This window comes from Pseudomonas frederiksbergensis (genome assembly GCF_000802155.2).
GTDB classification, from domain to species: domain Bacteria; phylum Pseudomonadota; class Gammaproteobacteria; order Pseudomonadales; family Pseudomonadaceae; genus Aquipseudomonas; species Aquipseudomonas frederiksbergensis_A.
Window position 1 is genome coordinate 44,165 of sequence record NZ_JQGJ02000008.1, and the last position, 17,840, is coordinate 62,004.

19 protein-coding genes are annotated in these 17,840 nt (G+C 60.0%); 7 read left to right on the top strand and 12 right to left on the bottom strand.

Annotated features, from left to right (window positions below; all coding sequences use genetic code 11):
• Positions 1-85: 85 nt before the first annotated feature.
• The 5 genes from JZ00_RS16360 (at position 86) to JZ00_RS16380 (ending at position 7,496) form a co-directional block, all read left to right on the top strand.
• Positions 86-1,942, top strand: a complete 1,857-nt coding sequence (locus JZ00_RS16360) for a DUF1302 domain-containing protein (RefSeq protein WP_039592163.1) — start codon at positions 86-88, stop codon at positions 1,940-1,942.
• A gap of 24 nt (positions 1,943-1,966) precedes the next feature.
• On the top strand, positions 1,967-3,331 hold the full coding sequence (locus JZ00_RS16365) for a DUF1329 domain-containing protein (protein WP_039592162.1): 1,365 nt from the start codon (positions 1,967-1,969) through the stop codon (positions 3,329-3,331).
• A gap of 187 nt (positions 3,332-3,518) precedes the next feature.
• Positions 3,519-6,251 carry a LuxR C-terminal-related transcriptional regulator gene (locus JZ00_RS16370; protein ID WP_039592161.1) on the top strand — a complete coding sequence of 911 codons (2,733 nt, stop codon included), beginning with the start codon at positions 3,519-3,521 and terminating at the stop codon, positions 6,249-6,251.
• Positions 6,252-6,274: 23 nt separating this feature from the next.
• A complete protein-coding gene (locus JZ00_RS16375) occupies positions 6,275-6,775 on the top strand; it encodes a methylated-DNA--[protein]-cysteine S-methyltransferase (protein ID WP_039592160.1) in 501 nt (166 codons plus the stop codon).
• Positions 6,776-6,887: 112 nt separating this feature from the next.
• A complete protein-coding gene (locus tag JZ00_RS16380) occupies positions 6,888-7,496 on the top strand; it encodes a LysE family translocator (protein WP_039592159.1) in 609 nt (202 codons plus the stop codon).
• On the opposite strand, the gene JZ00_RS16385 is transcribed toward JZ00_RS16380, so the two are convergent.
• The 5 genes from JZ00_RS16385 to JZ00_RS16405 form a co-directional block, all read right to left on the bottom strand.
• Entirely contained in the window at positions 7,497-9,404 is a 1,908-nt protein-coding gene (locus JZ00_RS16385) for an alkaline phosphatase D family protein (protein ID WP_039592158.1), read from the bottom strand.
• A gap of 111 nt (positions 9,405-9,515) precedes the next feature.
• Positions 9,516-10,799, bottom strand: a complete 1,284-nt coding sequence (dctM, locus tag JZ00_RS16390) for a C4-dicarboxylate TRAP transporter large permease protein DctM (RefSeq protein WP_039592157.1) — start codon at positions 10,797-10,799, stop codon at positions 9,516-9,518.
• Positions 10,796-11,428, bottom strand: a complete 633-nt coding sequence (locus tag JZ00_RS16395; RefSeq protein ID WP_039592156.1) for a TRAP transporter small permease — start codon at positions 11,426-11,428, stop codon at positions 10,796-10,798. The genes dctM and JZ00_RS16395 overlap by 4 nt, the downstream gene beginning before the upstream one ends.
• A gap of 66 nt (positions 11,429-11,494) precedes the next feature.
• Positions 11,495-12,490: a C4-dicarboxylate TRAP substrate-binding protein DctP gene (gene dctP / locus JZ00_RS16400; RefSeq protein ID WP_039592155.1), complete on the bottom strand. Its 996-nt coding sequence runs from the start codon at positions 12,488-12,490 to the stop codon at positions 11,495-11,497.
• Positions 12,491-12,615: 125 nt separating this feature from the next.
• Positions 12,616-13,608: a TRAP transporter substrate-binding protein gene (locus JZ00_RS16405; RefSeq protein ID WP_039592154.1), complete on the bottom strand. Its 993-nt coding sequence runs from the start codon at positions 13,606-13,608 to the stop codon at positions 12,616-12,618.
• A 191-nt stretch (positions 13,609-13,799) separates the two neighbouring features.
• On the opposite strand from JZ00_RS16405, the gene JZ00_RS16410 reads away from it, so the two are divergent.
• Together JZ00_RS16410 and JZ00_RS16415 are read left to right on the top strand one after the other, a co-directional pair.
• Positions 13,800-14,006 carry a hypothetical protein gene (locus tag JZ00_RS16410; protein ID WP_235433094.1) on the top strand — a complete coding sequence of 69 codons (207 nt, stop codon included), beginning with the start codon at positions 13,800-13,802 and terminating at the stop codon, positions 14,004-14,006.
• 48 nt (positions 14,007-14,054) lie between these two features.
• Complete coding sequence (locus JZ00_RS16415) at positions 14,055-14,426, top strand: PH domain-containing protein (RefSeq protein ID WP_039592153.1); 372 nt, start codon at positions 14,055-14,057, stop codon at positions 14,424-14,426.
• Positions 14,427-14,447: 21 nt separating this feature from the next.
• On the opposite strand, the gene JZ00_RS16420 is transcribed toward JZ00_RS16415, so the two are convergent.
• The 7 genes from JZ00_RS16420 to JZ00_RS16450 all read right to left on the bottom strand — a co-directional run bounded on the left by JZ00_RS16420 (position 14,448) and on the right by JZ00_RS16450 (position 17,730).
• Entirely contained in the window at positions 14,448-14,864 is a 417-nt protein-coding gene (locus tag JZ00_RS16420) for a VOC family protein (RefSeq protein WP_039592152.1), read from the bottom strand.
• A 123-nt stretch (positions 14,865-14,987) separates the two neighbouring features.
• Complete coding sequence (locus JZ00_RS16425; RefSeq protein WP_235433095.1) at positions 14,988-15,278, bottom strand: hypothetical protein; 291 nt, start codon at positions 15,276-15,278, stop codon at positions 14,988-14,990.
• Positions 15,278-15,607 (bottom strand): hypothetical protein, encoded by a 330-nt coding sequence (locus JZ00_RS16430; RefSeq protein WP_232916876.1) that lies wholly within the window; start codon positions 15,605-15,607, stop codon positions 15,278-15,280. The genes JZ00_RS16425 and JZ00_RS16430 overlap by 1 nt, the downstream gene beginning before the upstream one ends.
• Before the next feature lie 97 nt (positions 15,608-15,704).
• The gene (locus tag JZ00_RS16435; RefSeq protein ID WP_039592149.1) at positions 15,705-15,944 is read right to left on the bottom strand and encodes a pyocin S6 family toxin immunity protein; all 240 of its coding nucleotides are present in this window, start codon (positions 15,942-15,944) and stop codon (positions 15,705-15,707) included.
• A 23-nt stretch (positions 15,945-15,967) separates the two neighbouring features.
• A complete protein-coding gene (locus JZ00_RS16440) occupies positions 15,968-16,207 on the bottom strand; it encodes a pyocin S6 family toxin immunity protein (RefSeq protein WP_039592148.1) in 240 nt (79 codons plus the stop codon).
• A 15-nt stretch (positions 16,208-16,222) separates the two neighbouring features.
• The gene (locus JZ00_RS16445) at positions 16,223-16,456 is read right to left on the bottom strand and encodes a DUF7683 domain-containing protein (RefSeq protein WP_039592147.1); all 234 of its coding nucleotides are present in this window, start codon (positions 16,454-16,456) and stop codon (positions 16,223-16,225) included.
• Positions 16,453-17,730 carry a colicin E3/pyocin S6 family cytotoxin gene (locus JZ00_RS16450; protein WP_082112098.1) on the bottom strand — a complete coding sequence of 426 codons (1,278 nt, stop codon included), beginning with the start codon at positions 17,728-17,730 and terminating at the stop codon, positions 16,453-16,455. Before JZ00_RS16450 ends, JZ00_RS16445 begins: the two co-directional genes overlap by 4 nt.
• Between the last annotated feature and the right edge of the window lie 110 nt (positions 17,731-17,840).

Consider the following 17,840-nt stretch of genomic DNA (forward strand, 5'->3'; position numbering starts at 1 on the left):
TCGGAATGGGACGCGCGTGCCAGCACGGCGAAGGGTTTCCGGAAATACCCACTGCCATAAAAATAAAACACATGGAGTTGCGTCGATGACCTCAGCAAACACCTTCTGGCGCCGGGCAAAATTGCCGCTGGCCGTCAGTCTTGCCTCCTCGCTCGCCGGCCCGGCATTCGGCGTCAGCTTCAACATCGGTGAAATTGAAGGCCAGTTCGACTCGGCCCTGTCGGTCGGCGCGAGCTGGTCCACGGCCAAGGCCAATCGAGACCTGATCGGCGTCAACAACGGCGGCAAGGGCCTGTCCCAGACCTCCGATGACGGCCACCTGAACTTCAAGCGCGGCGAGACCTTCTCGAAGATCTTCAAGGGCATCCATGACCTGGAACTGAAGTACGGCGACACCGGTGTGTTTGTACGGGGCAAGTACTGGTACGACTTCGAACTCAAGGACGAAGACCGCCTGTACAAGGACATCAGCGACAACAACCGCAAGGAAGGCGCGAAGTCGTCCGGCGTGCAGCTCCTCGATGCATTCGTCTACCACAACTACGCCATTGCCGATCAGCCGGGTTCGGTCCGCCTGGGCAAGCAGGTGGTCAGCTGGGGTGAGAGCACCTTCATCCAGGGTGGCATCAACTCCATCAACCCGGTCGACGTGTCCGCGTTCCGTCGTCCAGGCGCCGAGGTCAAGGAAGGCCTGATCCCGGTCAACATGTTCTACGTGTCCCAGAGCCTGACCGATAACCTGTCTGCCGAAGCTTTCTACCAGATCGAGTGGGACCAGACGGTTGTGGATAACTGCGGGACGTTCTTCTCCCAGCCGGATGTGATCGCCGACGGCTGTGACGACAACCTGCGCGTGCTGAACAAACGTTCGCGCATTCCTGCCGCCGCCTTGCCAACCTTGACCGCCCTGGGCGTGAACGTAAACGAGGAAGGTGTCCTGGTTCGTCGTGGTCCCGACCGCGATGCCCGTGATAGCGGCCAGTGGGGCGCGTCCCTGAAGTACATGTTCGAGCCGCTGGACACCGAGTTCGGTGCCTACTTCATGAACTACCACAGCCGTGCGCCGATCTTCAGCGCCACGGGCGCGGCGGCACGTTTCTACAACCAGCCGCTGGGTCCACTGGCTGCATTGCGTCCGGTGATCGTGGCGGGCAACTCGAACTACTTCGTCGAGTACCCGGAAGACATCCGGCTCTACGGCCTGAGCTTCTCCACCACGCTGCCCACCGGCACCGCGTGGAGCGGTGAGTTGAGCTACCGTCCGAACGCTCCGGTCCAGCTGAGCACCACCGATATCCTGTTCGCCGGTGTGACGCCGATTCCGGGCTTCGGCAATGCTTCCGTACTGGACGGCGCGCCGGGCCAGGACCTGCATGGCTATCGCCGCAAGGAAATCACCCAGTTCCAGACCACCTTCACCCACTTCCTCGATCAAGTCATGGGCGCCAGCCGCCTGACCCTCGTCGGCGAAATCGGTGTGACGCACGTGGGCGGCCTGGAAAGCCGTTCCGAGGCGCGCTACGGTCGTGACCCGGTGTTCGGGCCTGGCGAGCTGCCCGGCGGCTTCTGCAACACTCTTAACACGTCGACAGCGGCAGGTGGCGGCCAGACCATCGGTGCCGTGAACAGCAATTGCAACAACGATGGCTTCACCACTTCCAACTCCTGGGGCTACCGCGCACGCGCCATCTGGGATTACCCGGACGTCTTCGCCGGTGTGAACCTCAAGCCCAACGTGGCTTGGTCCCATGACGTCAAGGGCTACTCGCCAGGTCCTGGCGCCAACTTCGAGGAAGGTCGCAAGGCCGTCAGCCTCGGGCTGGATGCCGAGTACCAGAACACCTACAACGCGAGCCTGGCCTACACCAACTTCTTTGGCGGGGACTTCAGTACCGTGGATGATCGCGACTTCCTGGCGCTCAGCGTCGGCGTGAACTTCTAAGCACCGTATTCAGGACGACACACTATGAAAATAACAAAGAATCTGTTGCAAGTCGGTGCGCTGGGATTGTCCCTGCTGGCAGCCAGCGTCATGGCCGCGGTGCCTGCCGCCGAGGCCGATAAGCTGGGCAAGAGCCTGACGCCGATGGGCGCCGAGATGGCCGGCAACGCCGATGGTTCGATTTCGGCCTGGAAACCCATGGCCAAGAATGCCGGCAGCGTCGATGGCAAGGGCTTCCTCGCCGACCCGTACGCCAATGAAAAGCCTCTGTTCACCATTACTGGACAGAACGTCGACCAGTACAAGGACAAGCTCGCCCCGGGCCAGTACGCAATGTTCAAGCGCTACCCGGAAACCTTCAAGATGCCGGTCTACCCGACCCATCGCGGTGCTACCGTGCCGGATGAAGTGCTGGCTTCCATCAAGAAAAACGCCGTGAACACCAAGCTGGTGGGTGCAGGCAACGGCCTGGAGAATTTCGAGACGGCGGTGCCGTTCCCGATTCCCCAGAGTGGCCTGGAAGTGATCTGGAACCACATCACCCGCTACCGCGGCGGCAGCGTGACTCGCCTGGTGACCCAGGCTACGCCGCAGCCCAACGGTTCGTACAACCTGGTGTACTTCCAGGACCAGTTCGTGTTCCGCGACAAGATCAAGGGCTTCGATCCGGCCAACCCGGGCAACGTGCTGTTCTACTTCAAGCAGCAAGTGACTGCGCCGGCGCGCCTGGCCGGTACCGTGCTGCTGGTGCACGAAACCCTCGACCAGGTGAAGGAGCCGCGCAAGGCGTGGATCTACAACGCCGGCCAACGCCGCGTGCGCCAGGCCCCGCAAGTCGCCTACGACGGCCCGGGCACCGCCGCCGACGGCCTGCGGACTTCCGACAACCTGGACATGTACAACGGCGCGCCGGATCGTTACGACTGGAAGCTTGAAGGCAAGAAGGAGCTGTACATCGCCTCCAACAGCCACAAGATCGATTCGCCGCAGCTCAAGTACGCCGACATCCTCAAGGCCGGCCACATCAACCAGGACCTGGCGCGTTATGAGCTGCGTCGTGTCTGGCACGTGACTGCGACCCTGAAGGAAGGCCAGCGCCACATCTACGCCAAGCGTGACTTCTATATCGACGAAGACACCTGGCAAGCCGCTGTCATCGACCACTACGACGGTCGTGGCCAACTGTGGCGCGTGGCCGAGGCCCATGCCGAGAACTACTACGACAAGCAAGTGCCGTGGTACGCCCTGGAAACGCTCTATGACCTGCAATCCGGTCGCTACCTGGCCCTGGGCATGAAGAACGAAGAAAAATCGGCCTACGACTTCGGCTTCACCGCGTCCACCAGCGACTTCACCCCGGCGGCATTGCGCCAGGAAGGCGTTCGCTAAACCGCTTCGCCCGAGGCCGCATCCTCGAAAAACGCCCCGACTGGTTCGGGGCGTTTTTTTTGCCTTAGCGCAATCGACTTGTAGCCTTTTTGTAGCCATTTGTAGCACTCCCTTCAATACGTCCTCGTTTACGGCTAGTCTGCGGACATCTGCAACGCCGCCACCCGCATTCCAACAAGAGCCGGCCATGACTGATTTGTCTTCACCCCCGGATTCTTCCCGCGCTGCCTTTGCGGTACAGGAAGGGCGCTTCTACCGCCCACCCTTGCCCGACGGCCACATCGTGCGGCCGCGGTTGTGCGAGCGTCTGAGCGCGGGGCTCGGTGGTCGGTTGCTGTTGGTCAGTGCTCCGGCAGGGTTCGGCAAGAGTTCGCTGGCGGTGGAGTTCTGCCAGGGCTTGCCGACCCATTGGCACAGCCTCTGGTTGGGGCTCAGTGCCAGGGACAACGATCCGGGGCGTTTCCTGGAACGGTTGCTCGAAGGGCTCCAGGCCTTTTTCCCCCAGTTGGGCGGGCGTGCGTTGGGACTGCTGAAGATGCGCCAACGCCACCAGCCCTTCGCTTTCGAGGAATGGCTCGACGGCCTGCTCGATGAGTTATCCGGACATTTATCTGCGCGCGCGCCCTTGCTGCTGGTGCTCGACGATTACCACCTCGCCCAGAGCCCGGTGCTGGATCGCTGCCTGCAGTTTTTCCTCAACCACCTGCCCGAAGGATTGCTGGTACTGGTGACCAGCCGCCAGCGGCCGGACTGGCATCTGGCGCGCTTGCGCCTGTCGCGCCAGTTGCTCGAACTCAACGAGCAGGACCTGCGCCTGACCCACGACGAAGCGCAGACGCTGCTCCAGCACCACAGCAGTTCACTGCGGGGGGAGGCCTTGGAGAGCCTGATCCAGCGCAGCGAAGGGTGGGTCGCAGGGCTGCGTTTCTGGCTGCTGGCCGCTTCCGAGGCCGGCAGCGAAGGGCGACTGCCCCAGGCCCTTCACGGCGGGGAAGGGCTGATTCGTGACTATTTGCTTGAAGAGGTCATCGACTGCCTGCCTGCCGAGGTGCAGGCATTTCTCTACGACATCGCTGCGCAGGAACGTTTTTGCAGCGAGCTGTGCGATGCGGTGCGCGACGCCCATGACAGCCAGGAAATTCTCCAATACCTGGCGGCCCACCAGGTATTCCTCGTGCCGCTGGACGAGCACGGCCACTGGTACCGTTTCCATCATTTGTTTTCCGATCTGTTGCGCAGCCGGCCCAGCGCGCAAGCCATGGTGCCGGCGGCGACCCTGCATCTGCGCGCCTGTCGCTGGTTCAATGCCCAGGGCTTGATCGACGAAGCCGTGGAGCAGGCGCTGCGCGCCGGACATCTGGACGTGGCGGCGAACCTGGTGCAGAACCTCTCGGAGGAACAACTGCTGGCCGAGCAGAATGTCGGCATGTTGCTGCGCTGGAAAATGGACCTGCCCGACAGCCTGCTCATCAGCACGCCGCGGTTGATCGTACTCTACAGCTGGGCCCTGGGCCTGGCTTGTCAACTGGACGCCGCCGAGGAACTGGCCGCCCACTTGAGCCGCTTCCTGCCGGCTCCATCGGCCACCGCGCATAAATCCATGCTCGCCCAATGGCTGGCGCTGAGTGGCATCGTCGCCCGTGGCCGTGGCGATCGCCAGGCCACCATTCGCTATTGCACCGAAGCCCTGGAAAGCCTGCCGCAAAAACGCTATGGCCAACGCTTGATGTGCTTGTCCACTTTGTCGAACCTGGCGATCGCCGACGGTGACCTGTGGCGTGCCCGCGCATTGAATCGCGACTCCCTGGAGCTGGCGCAGCGGGTCGGTAACCCTCTGTTCGAGGCCTTGGCCCATTACGATCGCGCCCGGGTGTTGCAGGCGCGAGGGGAGATCCTGAGGGCGCTCGATGAGGTGAAGCAGGGCTTGCAGCGCTTGCACGCGCTCTCGCCCCAACGGCTGTATGCGGTGCGCGCGCGACTGGTCTTGTATGAAGGTTTCCTGTTGACGCTGCGCATGCAATCCCCGGCCGGGTTGGCGCGGTTGCAGGCGGGCCTCACCGAAGCCCGGGCCTGCCGGGATATCAGCGTGCTGATCGGCCATTGCGTGATCGCTCGTGTCGAAGGCCATGCGGGCGAGTTTGCCCGAGCCTTTGCCGAACTGGCCGAAGCCGAGCGGTTGATGCATATCTGGGATGTTCCGCCGGTCTATTACCTGGCGATGATTACACTGGTCAAATGCGAGCTCTGGTTAGCCCAGGGCCGCACTGAACTGGCCGAAGCCTGGCTGGCGCGGCTGGGACAGACCTATACCGGCGAGCGGGCCGCCGCGCCACCGGAATTCCATCCACAACTGCCTTTGCATGTCGAGCTGCAGCAGGCCCTGCTGGAATCCATTCGCGGCCAACCGATGCAGGCCGAAGGGCGGCTCGATGCGTTGCTCCAGCACGCCCAGCAAACCGGACGGCAGATGCTCGCGGTGATGGTGCTCAACCAGAAAGTTGCATTGCTGCTGGGCGTGGGCCGTGAACCCGAAGCTCGCAGCACGTTGGCCCAGGCCTTCGAAGCCGCCATCGGGGGAGTGTTGCAACCGTTCGAATGGTTGCTGAAGGAGCGTCCCGAATGGTTGCGCGAACAACTGCTGCAAGCGCCGCCCAGCGAATTGCGCCAACAGTTGCTCGAGCGTTTACCCTCGACGACTCAGCCGGTCGAATCGTCGGCATCGGTGGAAACCCTCAGCAGCCGGGAGCGGGCGGTGCTGCAACTGATTGCCCAGGGATGTTCCAACCAGGAAATCAGCGAGCAGTTGTTCATTTCGCTGCACACGGTGAAGACCCACGCCAGCCACATCAACAGCAAGCTCGGCGTCGAGCGCCGCACCCAGGCCGTGGCGCGGGCGAAGGCGTTGGGGTTGTTGGGATGAGCATGAGCCAAGGAATTCCTTAGATGTTGCCGCAGTACAAGACCATCCCAACCCCCGTCGGCGAGCTGATTCTCGTCGCCCGCGGCACCAAGCTGGCGGCCATCCTGTGGGAAAACGAACGGCTCAACCGAGTGCGTCTCGGGCCGCTGGAGCTCGACAACGATCACCCGACCCTCAAGGAAACCGAGCGTCAATTGCTTGAATACTTCGCCGGCCAGCGCCGCCAGTTCGAGCTGGCGCTGGACTTCGCTGGCACCGATTTCCAGGTGCGGGTCTGGCAGGCGTTGCTGACCATCCCATTCGGTGAAACCCGCAGCTACCGCGACATCGCCATCCAGATCGGCCAACCGACCGCGACACGCGCTGTCGGTGCTGCCAACGGCCGCAACCCGATCTCGATCATTGCCCCATGCCACCGCGTCATCGGCACCTCCGGCAGCCTCACCGGTTTCGCCGGCGGCCTTGCGGCTAAACAGTTCCTACTGAGCCTCGAAGGCCAACAGAGCCTGCAACTGGCATTCTGAACCCTGCCCAAATCCACAATGAATTTTGTGCAGCTGAAAAGTCGCTGCGGGATTTGGAAATCCGTTTACAGTGTTTACCCGCTTCAAACACAAACCGCCAACGGAGCCCTCTATGGCCGGCTACGGACTGTTCCTGCTGCTCGCAACCCTGACCATCCTCAGCCCGGGACCGGGCGTGGTGCTGACGCTGTCCAACTCGGTGCGTCACGGCTGGAGTGGCGCCTTGCCCGGAATTCTGGGCATTGCCCTCGGCGGTTTCCTGGTGGCGGCAATCTCGGCCAGCAGCGTGGGCCTGATCCTGGCTACCTCGGCGACGGCATTCACCGTGTTGAAGTACGTGGGTGCGGCGTACCTGCTGTACCTGGGCCTGAAGATGTGGAACACCAAGACCTTCATTCCAACCCTCAACGACACGCCTTCGCGCCCCTGGCGGCGATTTGTCGAGGCGTTGTCGATCCAGTTGCTCAACCCCAAGGCAGGGTTCTTTTTCCTGGCTGTCTTCCCACAGTTCATCGAGCCGGCAGGTAACTATTACACGCAGTTCTTCTTGCTGGTGGCGTCCTACGGCTTGCTGGTGATGGGCATCCACAGCGCCTACGCATTGATGGCGAGCCGTGCCAGGGGCTGGCTCTCGACTCGCCAGGGCGCGCGGATCGTGGGCAAGCTCTCCGGCGCGACGTTCTTTTCCTTCGGCGTGTTGATGGCCTCGGCCAGCAAGTGATCAGCTCGTGGGGGATTTCGGCGCCAGCATCCGTGTGGGTGGCTTGCCGTCGGCATTGTGTTGATAGATTCGCACGGGTTGCCCCTGTTCGTTGAAAAACACCTGGCCGATGCCCGCCGAGTTCCACAAGCGTTCCCCGGCCTCGGCGTGTTCCGGGACATGGGGAACGATGCGCATGCTGCGGCGCTTGGTGAACCAGTTCAGCGGCGAGCGCGGCGAGTAGAGCCAACGGTTGAGGCGGTCGAACCATTCCAGCAGCGCCGGCGGAAACTCATTCTTGATGCCGCTGCTGGTGATTTGCCAGACGCAAGGTCCGCCCTTGCGATGTGGGATCAATACCTCGTAGACGAAGGAATAATGCACATCGCCCGACAGCACCACGTAGCTGCCCGGGGTTCGCGAGTGTCGGAAAATATTCAAGATCACCTGGGCCGCGCCACGGTGGGCCATCCAGTTTTCCGCGTCCACCAGCAGCGGGTAGCCGCACCAGCTGAACACCCGCTGCACGGTCTCGATCAGCTTGACGCCGAAGATCGGCGCCGGCGAGACGATGATCGCCGAAGGGTGGTCGAGCAATTCCTGTTGCAGTTCGCTCAGGGCTTCCCAATCCAGCAGGCCCGACGGCTGCTTGAGGCTGTTTTCGCTGCGCCAGCGGCGCGTACGGGTGTCCAGCACCACCAGCGCCGGGGTACTCGGCAGCACGTAGTGCCATCGTTGGAAACCGAGTAATTGGTCGATCAGCGCATCCTGGGGCGCGCTGTCGATGTAGCGGTCCCGGGCGGTGTCGCTCAAGGCCAGGGTTTGCTGGATGACCTCGCCAAACGCATCCGGATTGTTGCCCCAGCCCTGGCAGAGCATGTAGGCGATCAGCGCGTTGCCGATAATACGTTTGGAGAAGGGATGGCCGTAGGCCGTTTCTTCCCACTGGGCCGACAGGTTCCAGTCGTCCGTGATGTCGTGATCGTCGAAGATCATCAGGCAGGACAGGTGGGCGAACACCCGTGCCACGCCGCCCAGCCCGGTCTTGAAGGCTTCGATGCGTTGGTGTTCCAGATCGTAGCGCTGGCGCCGTTCGGCGGTCAGTTCCGGCGGTTGCGGGTCGATCAGCGTCCAGGGCACGGGCGACCACACCAACAAGTACATGGCCATGACCTCGGAGAAGGTCACCAGGTGATTGTCGGCGCTGCTGCTGGTGAAGATCGGCTTGCGCGCCCCGCCGAAAAAACGCTCGCGCAGGGTTTCGTTGCTTTCCAATGCCGGCAGCAGGTCGGCGCGGTGATAGTAGCTGGCCGGGTGCTGATAGAGCTTGGCGCTGTCTTCCACCACGGCGCCTTCGAGGCACTCTTCAAACAACCCAAGGCGCTCGATCAAGGCATGGATCGCCCGCAGCATCGGCCCGGCCACATCGTCGGCATACACCTGGTCGCCGCTCATCATCAGCAGCGCCGGCCGTTGTTCGGGAGACTGCGCCAGCAACCGGTCGACGCAGAGCAGTCCATCGTTGGCCGGGTAATGGGGTTTGCGGCAGGAGCCGTGGACCAATTGGTCAATGTGCGAATGCACCACGAAACTCGGACACTGCGCAGCGCCATACACCAGATGCGGCGCCCATTCGGCGATGCCGGCACCGTCCACCAGCAGGTCGTAGTCAATCGCCGCGTCCAGCGGCAAGGCGGTATCGAGTGGCACGTCGATCAAGTGCACAAACGCGTGACGGCCCACCGGGACTACCGTGCAACGCGTGGCGTCCAGTGGCAGATCGGCCACGCCGACCAGCCGCAGCGTCAGCGCCAACGGCCGCGAACCCACCAGCCACATCACCAGCCGCTTGGGTTCCAGCCGCCGCAACAACGGGCCGACGAGGACGGAGGGCAGGGGCGTGGAGGTGTGGGAAGAGGACGGCAACATGCGTGGGAAAAGCTCTGCTTTCAAAGGAAAGCGGGATCATAACGCAATGTGCCCGGGGGCTGTGGAGGCAGCACGCTTATGGCGAGGGAGCAAGCCCCCTCGCCACAAGACTTAGCTCATCCCAAGCCAGTTAGGCAATGCCAGCGAGATCCATGGCACATAAGTGATCAGCACCAGGAACGCCAGCAAGACCATCAGCCACGGCATGGCCGCGCGGATGGTGGCGGGCAAGGACATGCCGGTCACCGCCGAGGTGACAAACAGGTTCAGCCCCACCGGCGGCGTGATCAGGCCGATCTCCAGGTTCACCACCATGATAATGCCCAGGTGGATCGGGTCGATGCCCAGTTTCATGGCGATGGGGAACAGGATCGGCGCCAGGATCAGGATGATCGCCGACGGCTCCATGAACGCACCGGCAATCAGCAGCACGATGTTGACCACCAGCAGGAAAGTCACCGGCGTCAGCCCGGCCTCGATCACCCACGCGGTGATTTGCTGTGGCAGTTGCTCGGTGGTCAGCACGTGGGCGAAGAGCATGGCGTTGGCGATGATGAACATCAGCATGATGCTCAGCTTGGCCGACTCCAACAGCACCTTGGGCGTTTCGCGGAACGTCAGGTCCTTGTAGACGAACAGTGCAATAAACGCTGAGTAGACCGCCGCCACTGCCGCCGCTTCGGTGGGCGTGAACATCCCCGAGTAGATCCCGCCGAGGATGATCACCATGAGCAGCAAGCCCCAGACGGCCTTGCGTGCCGCCGTCAGCCATTCCCGCAAGGTTGCCCTGGGCATGGCCGGCAGGTTTTTCTTCACCGCGACGATGTAGATCGCCACCATCAGGGCGGTGCCCAGCAGCAGGCCCGGAATCACACCGGCCATGAACAACTTGCCGACTGATGTTTCGGTCGCAGCGGCGTACACCACCATGACGATCGAGGGCGGGATCAGGATGCCCAGGGTGCCGGCGTTGCAGACGATGCCCGCGCCAAACGCCTGTGGATAACCCGAACGCACCATGCCGGCGATGGCAATGGAGCCCACCGCCGCCACCGTCGCGGGGCTGGAGCCGGACAAGGCGGCAAACAGCATGCACGCCAAAACCGCCGCGATCGCCAGGCCGCCACGGATGTGGCCGACACAGGCGTTGGCAAAATCGATCAGCCGTCGTGCCACCCCACCGGTGGTCATGAACGCACCGGCCAGCAGGAAGAACGGAATCGCCAGCAAGGTGTAGTGCTCGCTGGTTTCGAACAGCTTGATCGCCAGGGAACGCACCGAGTCGGGGCTGAAGAAAATGATCGTCAGCGATCCGGCCAGGCCCAGGGAAATCGCGATCGGCACGCCAATGAACATCAGCACGAACAGCGCGAGGAACAGGAAGGCAATGGTCATGGCTTGTCTTCCTCGATCTCGGTCAATTTGATCGCTTCCGCCGCTTCATCGGCCAGGCCCAGGCCCGTCTGACGATTCATCAGGATGCGTACGAGAATTTCCGCGAAACGGATGAACACCAGCGCGAATCCTACCGGTACGATCAACCCGACATGCCATTGCATGATGCCGAAGTGGCCGAGGTCTTCGGCACCGATCTCGGCAATCATCAAGGTGTTGATCCACTCGAAACTCGCCACTGCCAGCAAACCTGCGTAACCCAGGCAGCACAGGCAGGCGATCACGCCGATGTAGCGCTGCACCGGTTTGCTCGCCAGTTTCACCAGCGCATCGACACCGATGTGCCCGGCGGTGCGCACGCCATAGGACAAGCCAAAGAAAATCAGCCAGCCGAACAGCGCCTTGGTCAGGGAGCTGCTCCAGGTCATGGCCTGGGCCATGCCCATGATGCCGTCGCCGATGGCGAACATCGGTTCGCTGGCGGCCGGCCAGTTGTCACCGAGACTATAGAACACGGCATAAACGTTGTTGAGGACCACGTAGACGAAGGTGACCAACGTCATGGCGGCCAGAAGGAAGGCAATGAAAGCTTCCTCGAAGTGTTCCCAAGTGCGCCGAAGGGCGTTCATGGATGGCATCTCCTGCAGGGAGGACGACAGGTCGGCGCTGCCTCGGCGGCAGCGCCGGCCAACCCATTACTGAGCCTTGTTGGAGGCTTCGGCGGCCTTGATCAGGTCGGCACCGATGTCACCTTCGAACTTCTTCCACACCGGCTTCATCTTGTCGCGCCATTCGCTGCGCTCTTCAGGCGTGAGGGTGATGATTTCGGTGGTCTTGGCGTCGAGAATGCGCTGCTTGTCGTTCTGGTTCAGTTGCGCGGCTTCTTTGTTCACGTGCGCGGTCACTTCAACCAGGATCTCGTCCAGTTCGCTACGCACGTCCGGCGGCAGGCCGTTCCAGAACTTGGTGTTGGTGATCAGCATGTAGTCGAGCAAGCCGTGGTTGGACTCGGTGATGTACTTCTGCACTTCGTGCATCTTCTGGCTGTAGATGTTCGAGTACGGGTTTTCCGCACCGTTGACCACGCCGGTCTGCAAGCCTTGGTACACCTCGGCGAAGCTCATCTTGCGCGGGTTGGCGTTCACGGCCTTGAACTGTTCTTCCAGCACGGCCGATGCCTGTACGCGGAACTTCAGGCCACGGGCGTCTTTGGGTTCGCGCAGCGGTTTGTTGGCGGACAATTGCTTCATGCCGTTGTGCCAATAAGCCAGGCCGGTGATGTTCTTGCTTTCCATGGACTTGAGCAGCTTCTGGCCCTCGGGGCTCAGTTGGAAGCGGTCCACGGCGGAGATGTCGTCGAACAGGAACGGCAGGTCAAACAGTTGCACCGTCTTGGTGTATTGCTCGAACTTGGCCAGGGACGGCGCGATCATCTGCACGTCGCCCAACAGCAGGGCTTCCATTTCCTTGCCATCGCCGAACAGCGAGGAGTTGGGGTACACCTCGACTTTGACCTTGCCTGGCAGACGTTCTTCCACCAACTTCTTGAAGAGTAGCGCGCCCTGGCCCTTCGGCGTTTGTTCAGCCACGACATGCGAGAATTTGATGACCACCGGATCGGCTGCCATGGCCGTGCTCAGCGCGCTGAGGGCCAGCGTGCAGACGAGTGCTTTCCACATAGGTTTGAACATTGGGGTTTCCTTTTATTTTTAGTTTTACCCGTGCGGGCTCATTCAAAACACAACGCACGGTGAGACAGTTGCAAGTCTAGGCAGAAAATAGCTTGCCGGGGCATTGTGACATCAAGTGCAGGGCTTTACTGCGTCTTGTTGGACGCTTCGGCGGCTTTGATCAGGTCCGGGCCGATGTCCTTTTCAAACTTCGCCCACACCGGTTTCATCTGGTCACGCCATGCGTTGCGCTCGTCTGCTGTGAGCGCAATGATTTCGGTGGTCTTGGCGGCCAGGACCATTTCCTTATCGTGCTGGTTCAGCCGTTGCGCCTCTTTGTTGGCGTGGGCAGTTGCCTCGACCACGATTTTCTCGAGTTCCGCGCGGATATCCGGTGGCAGGCCGTTCCAGAAGTCGGACGTGGTGATAAGCATGTAGTCGAGGATGCCGTGGTCCGTCTCGGTGACGTACTTCTGCACTTCATGCAGTTTCTGGTTATAGAAATTGGAGTAAGTGTTTTCCGCACCGTTGACTACACCCGCGCGCAAGGCCTGGTACACCACTGAGAAAATCATCGGTTGTCCTGTGGCGCCCACGGCCTTGAACTGTTCCTCCAGCACGGCGGAAGTCTGCACGCGAAACACCAGGCGCCGCGCATCGTTGGGCATGCGCAGCGGTTTGTTCGCCGAGAGCTGTTTCATGCCGTTGTGCCAATAGGCCAGGCCGGTGATGTTCTTGCTTTCCATGGACTTGAGCAGTTGCTGGCCTTGGGGACTTTGCTGGAAACGCTCTACCGCGGCGATGTCATCGAACAGGAACGGCAAGTCGAACAATTGCACTTTGCGGGTGTATTGCTCGAATTTCGCCAGGGACCGGGCAATGATCTGCACGTCCCCCAGCAGCAATCCCTCCATCTCCTTGTCATCCCCAAACAGCGTGGAATTGGGATACACCTCCACCTTGACCTTGCCCGGCAAGCGTTCTTCCGCCAGTTTCTTGAACATCAGCGCGCCTTGACCCTTCGGCGTCTGCTCGGCTACCACATGGGAGAATTTGATGACGATGGGGTCCGCCGCAGCGGTGCCCAACGTGGTGAAAGCCAGCGTGAAGGCGAGCGCGTTCCGTAAAGGTTTGAGCATGGCGATTCTCTTGGAATTATGTTTATCGTGCGGGCTCATCCCAGCCCCGGCGAACTGCAAACAATGGCAAGTCTAGGAGAAAAAACGCGCGTGATTGGGTGACGGGCAAAATGAAGACTTTTCGCCATCTGCTAGGCTAGGCCCGAAGACATCTGGTTCTGGAAGATCATATGAAGGCCATCAAGTGAGTCTTGTTCGTTTTGCTGTTCGTCGCCTCGGCCGTGGGTGCTTTTAATTTGATTTTCATACTGATCGGAACCTATTTTGGTCCGCTGTACGAAAGCGAAGCGGACCAGAGCCGCAATTTCGCAATCTGGCTGTTTGGAAACATCGCAGTGATGATCACCGCGGCTGCGGCGGGCATTATCTGGGGCCGACGGCGTGCGAAAAGGATTTAACCGAGCTCCACGCGCGATAGGCGATTTTTCATCCCACAGGATTCAGCAATGATCGATTTCAACAACAAAGGCTTCTTCAAGCTCAAGCAAAACGACGAATACGCCGAACGCGTCACGGCCCTGCTGCTGGACGGCGAACAGGTCATCGATGCCTACAAGTCCATGCGCGATGGCGTGGTGTTCACCAACAAACGCATCATCGCCGTGAACGTGCAGGGCATCACCGGCAGCAAAAAGGATTTCACCTCGCTGCCCTACAAAAATATCGTCGCGTACTCGGTGGAAACCTCCGGCACCTTCGACCTGGATTCTGAACTGGAGATCTACTTCTCCTCCCTGGGCAAGGTGAAGTTCGAGTTCACCGGCAAGACCGGCATCGTCGAAATCTCCAAAGTCATCTCCAGGCACCTCTTGGCCTGACCGCATCAGGCTGGCTGGAGCTCAAGGCTCCAGCGCCGGCCCCTTCAATTCGATCTGGTTGCCATCCGGATCGGTGCAGTAGATCGAAAAGCCTTTCCCTTCCGCGCCATAACGCATCTGCGCTTTCTCGACGTCCAGGCCGGCTGCGGCCAGATGAGCGAGCAGGGCCTGCTCGTCGAATGGCTCGATGCGCAGGCAGAAGTGGTCGACGTTATGGCCCTGTTCGCCGGCTGCCGCGCCTCCCTCGCGGCCAAGCGGGCCGTCGACCGCCACCAGATCGATCATCGATTCACCGGCTCCGAGGTGGAGCAGTCCCAGATCGTCCCGACGTTTCCTGAGCTCGCAACCGAACACCGACGTGTAGAAGGCGAGGCTGCGCTCGAGGTCTGTTACGCGCAGGACAATGTGGTCGATGCGTTCAATGGTGAAGTTCTTCATGTCGGCCTCCGCATGAGTTCTGGCGCCAATGGGTCCAGTCACTGTAGCCAACAATTTCCGCGGTGGGCGTGAGTTGGTTCCAGGCGGTGATGGGTTGTGTGGTATGACGACTTTTATAAGTCGTCATGCCTGAAAATACCATCTGCTGGAAAAAAGTCTGTTGTTTAAAACAGGGGAGTCCCCATCGCTGTCCCCATTCTGGCGAATGGTATAGCCGCCGTCCTTGATGAACTTCCAGAACTGCCCGACGAATTGACGATCAAGGGCTTCGACGACCAGTACGATGTCCAGATCCTTGGTCAACCGAAATGCCTCACCCAGCTCCTCCATGGTAATCGAGGCGGCTACCCCGCCGATCAAAACGTAGCTGTCTTGGAAGTCTTTGAAATACTCTCGAAACCGGTCAACGCCCACTACCAATTCACTTTCTCCATCATTTCATCCAGACACATTTGTATGCGTTCATCGTGGTCATCCTTGAGGCTTAGATAAAGAGAAAAGGGGTCAACCGTCCCATTGGCGATGTTGTTGCAGGGTGGTTCATAGCTCCAAAACTGAATGCAACACACCGCATGGTTTTGTGGCACCTCGACATAGGGGGCCGTGGCCTCGAGTTTCGACTGGATCGTTTTTGGCGTTGAACCCCAAGCGCCGAAAGTGTCCCCGTAGGTCTCGCTCCTTTCAGGCTGTGCGCGTGTTCGAATGTGATCGAACTGCGCTGCTGTCATTGCATTTTCGTGCATGAAGCTCGTCGACGAATTTCCTCGACGATATATGACATGCCATGTTGTGCCAGCATCTCGTGTTCCATTTCTTTCTCCGTCCCGATTCTGTCGGCAGCTACGCCAGGACGCCAATAAACAGATCCAAATCTGTCGGAAGAGATTCCCCGATGATTTTCGATATCTCGATTACCTGCTCTTTCGTCAGCAGCCATTCCCCTTCAGCCATTGCGTTAAGGCTGCGGTGGCCTAGTAGCTGCAAGATTCGGCTGTTGTAGGACTCCTTTAAATCAAGATCGAATTTGAGCGAATCATCTACATTCACACCACGTAAAAATCCGCTGATGCACAGGTACAATTAGTCGTCTCCGCTGTTTTCTGTCATCCCCGTACGCCGATGAATAAATCGAGATTTTCAGGTAGCGGTTGCTGCATTACTACTTCTATCTGTCGAACCTGCGTAACGCTTAATGGCAACTCACCAACGACCTCGTCAGCCAAGCTTCTCCAGCCCAGAATTTTCATGATTGCTGATTCAAACTCAGGGGCTACGTTGAGCTCAAATTGAATAAAGTGGTCTTTGTGGCCCTCAAAAAAATAACCGGTGATCTCCAAATACATTCTGCGTGCCGCTCCTTAATCTATGTTGCAGGTGAGCTGAAATATATGATCGTCATCGTAAAAACGCTTGCCGGCCAATGCTTCAATAGCTGCGGCTTGGCTGGGGCTCAGGTTATAACCTTCGTCGCCGCGTTGGGGGGTGGACCATCCCATGATTTGTTTCAGTTGCGCATCGCAGTTTTCGGGAAGATCAATCTCAAAAACTAAGAAGTCGCTAGATCTGTCAAAAGCTTCAACAATGTATTTCAAGGTTCTACCTCACGTGTATTGTCTGCATCTTTGGTTTGTTCACCGGTTTCGGAGTCAAATTCCCCTAGGTGTTTTCCACGTTTATTGTATTTTTCGACTTTCCCATGCTGGCATTCCCATTCGTAGATAGTCCCGTCCCTTGTTTTCCATCGCTTACGTAGACCTCCTCCGCCTTTTACCGGCGTTTTGCGAGTGGCAATTTTTGCATCAGGAAATGCAATAAGCCCTTTAGGAGGCGGATAGTATTTATGGTCTCCTTTAGCAGGCCGAGCAAACACCACATAAAGCGCATCCAGCCCCGTATCCGCCGGAAACACCAAGATACCGTCATCCGCCGTAACATCTTCTCCCGACAGCCCATCAATCTGACTGTCGACGTCCTCCGCGATCGGATGGACGAGGATCGTACCCAGCTGTTTGCCGTTGTCGTCGGGGTAGGTCAGCGGTGGAAGCGAACCAAGTGGGGTTTGCTGCGGCGTCCAAATGAGGGTGATGCCGTTGAGCGTCGCCTCCATCGCAGTCTGGTCGGCGTTCCAGGTCACCTGCACGGTGCGTACCGAGTCGTCGCCCGAGGGACCGCTGTGAATCCCGTACACCTGGAGCACGCCGTCGGCGTCGCGGCGGAATTGGAAGCGGACACGGGTGGTTGCGTGGCTCAGGCGGCGTAGCTGGTCGTCGGTGTAAAGGGTGCCGTCGGCCATTTTACTGGGCAGCATGCCAAGGACGAAGACGCTGGCTGGGCCGCCCGCGCCGCGTACCGCCCAGGTGAGGCGCTGTTGCATGATCCCGCCGCCGGCGATGCGGCCCAGCGCGAGGTCGGCGCCAAGCGCCGAGGCGATTGCGGTACTTGCCGAAGGCATGAGCATGGCGCCCGCCAACATGATCCGGCCGAAATTCGAGGCGGGCTCACGGGTTGTGCCGGCGTCTGTACTGCGCCAGTTTTCAGCAGTGCAGGATTTTGCGAATACCAGGTCATCGCGGGACTTGGGCAACGGCCATTGTTCCGGAGCCCTGAAGATCGGTTTAGGCTCAGCCGTCGGTCGAGGCAGGAAACCGCCGCCTGAACTGACGAGCCCCGGCTTCACCAGTAAGAAGTCGCCGTTCCTGACCGCCTCGACAATGTCGTCGTGGTGGGTAATCTCCGACAACGTTCCAAACTGATCCATCCCGTCGATGGTCTGACCGCGCATCAGTGCGTCATCGACCATTCGGGCAGCCTGATCGAGTGCCTCGGTCTGGTCGGCCCCTTTTTCCGCACTCCTTATCAAGCGCATTGCGATCCTTGCGTTTCAAATAGGCGGGCTATTCTGGTGAGGCGCGCCATGACCAGCAACGCAAGGACCTTTGCGGCATATGTCTAGTCTGGAAAATTTCAGCCGCCGGT